Annotated in this window: 5 protein-coding genes; 4 read left to right on the forward strand and 1 reads right to left on the reverse strand. The window is 41.9% G+C overall.

Annotation, left to right across the window (positions count from 1 at the left end; all coding sequences use genetic code 11):
* Window positions 1-410 precede the first annotated feature (410 nt).
* Both RYO92_RS10520 and RYO92_RS10525 read left to right on the forward strand, forming a co-directional pair.
* Window positions 411-2,345 carry a fructose-1,6-bisphosphatase gene (locus tag RYO92_RS10520; protein WP_315370345.1) on the forward strand — a complete coding sequence of 645 codons (1,935 nt, stop codon included), beginning with the start codon at window positions 411-413 and terminating at the stop codon, window positions 2,343-2,345.
* Window positions 2,346-2,693: 348 nt separating this feature from the next.
* Entirely contained in the window at window positions 2,694-4,028 is a 1,335-nt protein-coding gene (locus RYO92_RS10525) for an MATE family efflux transporter (protein WP_315370346.1), read from the forward strand.
* Here RYO92_RS10525 and RYO92_RS10530 read toward each other — a convergent pair.
* Entirely contained in the window at window positions 4,008-4,394 is a 387-nt protein-coding gene (locus tag RYO92_RS10530; RefSeq protein ID WP_040648293.1) for a hypothetical protein, read from the reverse strand. The two genes, RYO92_RS10525 and RYO92_RS10530, sit on opposite strands and share 21 nt — an antisense overlap.
* 339 nt (window positions 4,395-4,733) lie before the next feature.
* On the opposite strand from RYO92_RS10530, the gene rpsB reads away from it, so the two are divergent.
* A complete protein-coding gene (gene rpsB / locus RYO92_RS10535) occupies window positions 4,734-5,477 on the forward strand; it encodes a 30S ribosomal protein S2 (protein WP_007156023.1) in 744 nt (247 codons plus the stop codon).
* A 77-nt stretch (window positions 5,478-5,554) separates the two neighbouring features.
* Window positions 5,555-6,487: a translation elongation factor Ts gene (gene tsf / locus RYO92_RS10540; RefSeq protein WP_007156024.1), complete on the forward strand. Its 933-nt coding sequence runs from the start codon at window positions 5,555-5,557 to the stop codon at window positions 6,485-6,487.
* The last annotated feature ends 102 nt before the right edge of the window (window positions 6,488-6,589 follow it).

Raw genomic sequence — 6,589 nt, forward strand, 5'->3', positions numbered from 1 at the left:
AGCTTCACGAAATTACCAAGTTCCTCTATGAAAGAGAAACCATTACCGGAGAAGAATTTTTGGAGATTTTAAACCGAAAGGAAGTAGACCCTTCCGTAGTGGCAAGAGAAGAAAACTAATCCGGCCATCAAATAGTTGAACAAATCAAACAGATATAGCATTTCAGCAATATAGGTCTGTAATGAAGGCAATCTGAGCCCGTGCCTGAATTACAGACCTATAATATGTGAAATGCTTTTTTATTTTTCAAAGCTTCTTTTTTAATTTCTAACAAAAAAGATAGATTTTTTATCGAAAAATATGGTAAAGTGACAGTATTCATATAGTTTCAGGAGAAAATCAAAAGAATTACAGAAATATGCCAGGAAAACAATGCAGAAGATCGGTTCATAAAAAGTCAAGGAGGGTGTATGAAAAGAGATTTGGATTATCTTCGTCTGCTGGCAAAGAGCTTTCCCAGTGCGGATGCGGCGGCAGCGGAGATTATCAATTTGCGGGCGATTTGCGGTCTTCCCAAGGGGACTGAATATTTTTTTTCAGACCTTCACGGAGAAAGTGAAGCCTTCATTTTCCTGATGCGTTCCGCCTCGGGAGTGATTCGTTCTAAGATTTCCGATGTTTTTTCTCATTATCTTGGAGAAGAGGAACAGCTGAATTTAGCCAATCTGATCTATTATCCCAGAGAGACTTTTATGGATAAGCGCAATAACTATCTGGAGGATAAGGAATGGCAGAAGATTACCATTCACCGTCTGGTGGCGCTATGTCTCAAGATTGCTTCCAAGTATACCCGTTCCAAGGTTCGGAAAAAGCTTCCCAAGGAATTTGCCTATGCCATTGACGAGCTTTTACACGATGAGGAAGAAGATACCAAGCTATACCATAAAGAGATTCTGCAGGGAATTTTAGATGTAGAGAGAGGACAGGCTTTTATAATTGCTCTTTGTGAGTTGATTCAAAGTCTTAGTATAGACAGCCTGCATATTATCGGAGACATTTTCGATAGAGGCCCCCATGCGGATCAGATTATGGAGGAGCTGATGTGCTTCCACGATGTGGATATTCAGTGGGGAAATCACGATGTGGACTGGATGGGGGCTTTTTGCGGAAATCCTGCCTGCATTGCCAATGTTTTACGAATAGCTACCTCCTATAATAGCTTTGATGTTTTGGAGGACGGTTATGGTATCAATCTTCGTCCCCTGTCCATGTTTGCCCAGGAGGTCTATGGGAATGATCCCTGTAGTTGTTTTACCCCTCATTTGTGGGATAAAAATATTGCAGATTCCGTAGAGCCGGAGCTGGCTGCGAAAATGTGTAAGACCATCAGTGTGATGATGTGGAAGCTGGAGGGACAGTTGATTCGCAGACATCCTGAGTATGGTCTGGAGCATAGAATGCTTCTCCATAAGGTCAATCTGGAGAAGGGAGAAGTGGAAGTAGACGGAAAAATCTATCCCATGAAGGATTGTCATTTTCCTACGGTGGATTGGAAGGATCCCTATACCCTATCGGAAAAAGAGCAGGAGCTTATGGATACCCTGATCTACAGCTTCACTCATTCCAAAGTCTTAAAAAGACATATTGATTTTTTCTTTACCCATGGCTCCATGTACAAAATAATCAATCATAATATTTTGTACCATGGCTGCATCCCCATGACGGAGGATGGAGACTTTCTTCCTCTAAATACCAGAGATGGAGAGGTTTCCGGAAAGCGTTTAATGGATTACTGTGAGCAAAAGTGTATTGAAGCTTATTTTATGAACGAGGAATTGGATCCTAACGGAAAGCTTTATGCGACGGATTTCTTCTGGTATCTTTGGTGCGGGCCTAAGTCTCCCTTGTTTGGGAAGGATAAGATGACCACCTTTGAGCATTGTTTTATTGAGGACCCGGAAAGTCATAAAGAAAGCTTCAATTCCTATTACAGATGGATAGAAAAAGAAAGCTATGTGGATAAGATTATTCAGGAGTTTGATGAGGATCCGGAGCTTTCCCATATTGTAAACGGCCATGTACCGGTAAAGAGCAAGAAGGGGGAAAGTCCCATTAAAGCATCCGGCAAGCTTTTCATTATTGATGGAGGTATTTCCAAAGCTTATCATTCTAAAACAGGAATTGCAGGCTACACTCTGATTTATGATTCCAAGCATTTGTCTTTGGCGAAGCATAAGGATTTCCATAAGGGAGAGGAGAATACTCCCGAGATTCAGATGGTGGAAAGGATGAAGACTCGAATTCGAATCGGAGAAACGGATAAAGGTATAGAGCTTCGCAGGCAAATGACGGATCTTTTGGATTTGTTAGAGGCTTATCAAAATGGTGAAATTAAAGAGGCCTAGAATAAAGAAGAATTTAAGCAAAGCCAAGAGATAAGCTATTTTTAGCAAAAAATAATCACAGATTTTTCACATTATTCTATAGACAAGGAAAGGACTCTGCCCTATAATGCACAAAGCTTGAAAAAAGGAAGGGCGTGCCTTTCCTTTTTCTATTTATAAAAATGATGGTTAGAGAGAGGAGGGGAAATGAAGGAGTTAGAGAAGACAGAAGTAACGACAAAAACAGAATTGGTGGGGAATATCGAGAAGACGGAAACCATTGAGAAAACAGAAAAGCTGGTAAAGACCGGGAATGAAGAGAAGATAGAAACAATAGAGAAGATTAAAACTACAGAGAAGAAAACCGCAATGTTAAATCTTACGGAAGGAGACCCTTTAACTTTAATTCTTCGTTTCGCCTTTCCTATGTTGTTGGGAACCTTGTTCCAACAGTTCTACGGCATGATGGATACCATTATCGTCGGAAAGATGATTGGACTGAAGGCCCTTGCGGGGGTAGGTTCCACGGGAGCCATCAACTTTATGATTAACGGCTTTGTCATCGGAACCTGCTCCGGCTTTGCGATTCCCGTGGCACAGAAATTCGGTGCGGGACAGTTTGAAAAGCTCAGAAAATACGTAGGAAATATTCTGTATTTAACCGTGATTTTTTCTATTGTGATGACTGTTGTAATCGGTATTTTGACAAAACCGATTCTCCAGTGGATGAATACGCCGGAAGAAACCTTTTCCTATGCCTATCTTTATATTTTCATAGTGTTTTTGGGAATTCCGACGACCTTTCTTTATAATATAACAAGCTCCGTAGTTCGTTCTCTGGGAGATTCCAAAACACCGGTGTATTTCCTGATCCTTGCGGCGCTTTTGAATATTATTCTGGACTATGTGAGTATCCGCTTTTTAGGCTTCGGGGTGGATGGACCGGCTTATGCCACGGTAATTTCTCAGTTTGTTTCCGGACTATTGTGTTTAATATATATGATTAAGCGCTTTCCGATTATTCACTTGAAAAAGGAAGATTTGAAACTGGAAAGACATTACTATAAAAGACTTCTTTTGATGGGAGTTCCTATGGGACTGCAATACAGTATCACAGCCATCGGTTCCGTTATCCTACAGACAGCGGTGAACGGTCTCGGTTCTCAGGCTATGGCGGCCATTACCGCAGGACAAAGAATCAGTAATTTCTGCTGTTGTGTCTTTGATTCTTTAGGAGTAACCATGGCAACCTTTGCAGGACAAAATGTTGGTGCCAGAAAGCTGTCACGTATTAAAAAGGGTGTTTGGGAAGCCACCAAGGTGGGAAGTATCTATGCAGTATTGATATGCGCCGTACTTTTCTTCTTCGGAGATGAAATTCCTAAGATTTTTATTAATGCCAATGAAGTGGAAGTTATTAAAATGGCTAAGGAATTCCTTTTGGGAAATGCCTTTTTCTATATTCCTTTGGCGGTTTTAAACGTTTGGCGTTTTTCCGTTCAGGGAATGGGCTTCTCCGGATTCGCTATGCTGGCCGGGGTAAGCGAGATGATAGCAAGAATCATTGTGGCCTTTATTTTTATTCCATTACTGGGCTATATGGCGGCTTGTTACGCCTCCCCCCTGGCTTGGATTTTTGCGGATGCCTTTTTGATTCCGGCATTTTTCAAATGTATGAAGCGATTAAAGAGATTCCCGGCATAAATCTTCTCCTGTGCCTCCGCATTCTCCCCGAAGCTTCTTATGACAAAGATCGCAGGACATCCTTTCCGGAATGAGGTGTTGATAAGGCTTTGTAGCAAAGGGGTTTAGAGAAGAGTAGAACTCTGTCTTTCCCTGACATAGAAGTTCATTTTCCTTCGTATATAGGGCGTAGGATATGGTGGAAGACAGTTCCTCTACAAGCTCATGAAAAATATGGAGAAAATATTCATTTTCCCCGATGCTGAAGAGGACGATGAAAGGAAAGGAGCCTTCCTCTTTTAAAAGTTGAATATGGCAGGGCTCTTCTTTGAGCCCTGCTTTGTTTATGGCAGCATTTACAATAAGATCTAAAGAAGTAGTCAACATGAAAATCCCCTTTTTCCTAAGCTTAATATTAAAATTATGAGAAGCATGGTAGCAGCAATCCCGTATCATGAGCTGTCCAATATCTGTAGTTACGATATCATACCATAGCTTTAAGGGAAAAAAGAGTTTGCGACTATAATAAAACAATTTTGTGCCTATGATAATTTTCTTGCCAAAAAGAAGAGGATTTGATATAGTAGGAGTCGCGTCTTTGAAAGGCGACATTTATCCTGCCTAAGTTTAGGCAAATGATCACTCTATATGGAAAACCGGCGGTGTCTCTGATGAATCCGGTACGCACAAAGCATATAGAGGAAGTATAACCAAGGAGGTAGAAAAATGAGTGCAATTGGAATGAAGCAACTTTTAGAAGCAGGTGTACACTTTGGACACCAGACCAGAAGATGGAACCCTAAGATGGCTCCATACATCTACACCGAGAGAAACGGTATCCACATCATCGACTTACAGAAGACTGTAAAGCTTGTAGATGATTCTTACAACGCATTGTCTCAGATCGTTGCTAACGGTGGAACCATCCTTTTCGTAGGAACAAAGAAGCAGGCTCAGGACGCTGTTAAGGCTGAAGCACTTCGTTGCGGAGAGTTCTATGTAAATGAGCGTTGGCTTGGCGGAATGCTTACCAACTTCAAGACCATCCGTTCTCGTATCCAGAGATTAAAGGACATTGAGAAGATGGCTGAAGACGGAACCTTTGATGTATTGCCAAAGAAGGAAGTTACTCTTTTGAAGAAGGAGTGGGCTAAGCTTGAGGCTAACCTTGGCGGAATCAAGGATATGAAGTCTATTCCCGATGCAATCTTCGTAATCGATCCGAAGAAGGAGAAGATTTGCGTACAGGAGGCTCATTCTCTTGGAATTACTCTTTTCGGAATTGCAGATACCAATGCGGATCCTGAAGAGTTGGATTACATCATCCCCGGTAACGACGACGCTATCCGTGCAATCAAGTTAATCGTAGCTAAGATGGCAGATGCCGTAATCGAGGCTAAGCAGGGTGATATGACCGAGGAAGAAGCCGCTTTAGCAAGCAGTGAAGAAGATTTTACACAAGAGGCATAAGATAAATCAGGTCCCTTTTGCTCTATGAGTAGAAGGGACTATTTCCCTAATGTTATCGTTTAAAAGGAGGAAAGAAAATGGCAGAGATTACCGCAGCACTGGTGAAGGAATTAAGAGAGATTACCGGAGCAGGAATGATGGCTTGCAAGAAGGCTCTTACAGAGACAGCCGGAGATATGGATAAGGCTGTAGAGTACTTGAGAGAGCAGGGACTTGCAGGAGCAGAGAAGAAGGCAGGAAGAATTGCGGCAGAGGGTGTTTCCTTCACAAAGATTTCCGATGACGGAAAGACCGGCGTTGTAGTAGAAGTTAACGCTGAGACCGACTTCGTTGCTAAGAACGAAAAGTTCCAGAACTTCGTAAAGGAAGTAGCAGCTCAGGCATTAAAGACATCTGCAACGGATATCGACAGCTTCTTACAGGAGAAGTGGGATTTGGATCCTTCCAAGACTGTTTCCGAGCAGCTTTCCGCTACCATTTCCGTAATTGGGGAAAACATGAACATCCGTCGTTTTACCAAGATTACTGAGGAAAACGGTTTCGTTCAGGATTATATTCACTCCGGCGGAAGAATCGGTGTTCTTTTACAGGTTAAGTCCACTGTAGTAAATGATGCAATCAAGGATATGGCAAAGAACCTTGCAATGCAGATTGCCGCTTTAAATCCAAAGTACATCACTCGTGCAGAAGTTGATCAGGAATACTTAAAGAACGAGAAGGAAATCCTTTTGGCTGCAGCGAAGAATGAGAAGCCAAATGCTCCTGAGAAGGTTCTTCTTGGTATGGTTGAGGGAAGATTAAACAAGGAATTACAGGAAGTTTGTCTTGTAGACCAGGTTTATGTTCGTGCTGAGGATGGAAAGCAGAAGGTTGGTCAGTACCTTGAGAGCGTTGCAAAGGCTCAGAACGCTGAAATTTCCCTTGTTCGTTTCGTTCGTTACGAGACAGGAGAGGGACTTGAGAAGAAGAATGAAGATTTTGCTGCAGAAGTAGCTGCACAGATTAAATAATAAAGGAATCCCTCTTGCTGTTTGGCGAGAGGGATTTTTTTACCGTTAGAAAGGCTTAAAGAAAATGAACTGCATAGAGATTTTGGAAAAATTGGTGGCTAG

Source organism: Oribacterium sinus, assembly GCF_963553175.1.
Classification (GTDB): domain Bacteria; phylum Bacillota; class Clostridia; order Lachnospirales; family Lachnospiraceae; genus Oribacterium; species Oribacterium sinus_B.